This is a genomic window from uncultured Agitococcus sp. (assembly GCF_937920075.1).
GTDB lineage: Bacteria > Pseudomonadota > Gammaproteobacteria > Pseudomonadales > Moraxellaceae > Agitococcus.
This window is the reverse complement of sequence record NZ_CALETI010000262.1, coordinates 1-1,013: the sequence shown is the minus strand read 5'-3', so window position 1 is coordinate 1,013 and position 1,013 is coordinate 1. Positions and strand designations below refer to the sequence as shown.

Sequence of the window (1,013 nt, the reverse complement as noted above, 5' to 3'; positions counted from 1 at the left end):
ATTGCCCGACCGCTAAACCATCAGGGCTTTTAATGGCAATTTCTGAATACCGCCCACCGAAGGTGGTAATAGAGCCATAAACACGCTTTTCAAAAGGTGTCATCACCAAGTAACCTTTCATTTCAACTTCGGCTAAGGACTCAGGCTTTTGACGTAATAAGAAAACAAAATCACTGTTAACGTAGGCGGCTGTTGCAGTAGGGGCTTTGTAATAATCCATCAGAGATTGGGTGACTGTCATAAAGCTGCCGTTGTATTTACGAGCAACGCGATAACCTTCTTCAATCACAGCCGCACTATTACCACTGCCTAATAAACGCCACGCTTCGTCAATAATGCAGATTTTGCGTTGCCCCCTGCCTGATAAATACATCGCTTCAGTGATACGCTTCATCAGTAAAAAGATAACGACAATCTGCAAATCCGCTTTGGCATTAAGGGCTTCTAACTCTAAAACCACAAAGTTTTTCTTAAAGTTGATATTTCCTTCACCTTCAAAATACTGTTCATATGCCCCATCAATGCAATAAGGTGACAACATAATGCTGAGGTCGTGTCCTTCCTGTTCAGGCGATTTTTGTAGTGCTTTTTGAACTTGTGTCATGGTGGTTTTGTTACCAAAACTTTGCCATGCACTTAAAATGGCTTTGCCAAGAATGGCATTATGCTTGGCAGAGATAGGCTCCATGGGTGAAGCCATCGTGCCAATTAACGCAATCAACAGAGGGAGTTGTTCTGAAAAGTTATTTCCACCAGCAACGGGGTCTTCTAAGATAGTGGTAAATGGGTTCAAACAAATGTTATTACCCTCGCCAAAATCAATGTATTCACCATCTAATATTTGGCAAAGATTTTCGTAGCTACGACCTGAATCAATAATAAAAGCTTTACCACCACTGCCCAAAATGGCTTTTACATAGTCTTGGGTAAAAAAGCTTTTGCCTGCGCCACTTGCGGCTGCCACGGCAATATTAAAATTGCCCTTGGTATTTAAGAATGGGTCAAGGTAACAA

At 41.8% G+C, this 1,013-nt stretch carries 1 protein-coding gene; it reads right to left on the bottom strand.

Going from position 1 to position 1,013, the window contains the following annotated elements:
* A partial coding sequence (locus Q0212_RS09000; protein ID WP_297924676.1) for an ATP-binding protein occupies positions 1-1,013 on the bottom strand: 1,013 nt, incomplete at both ends.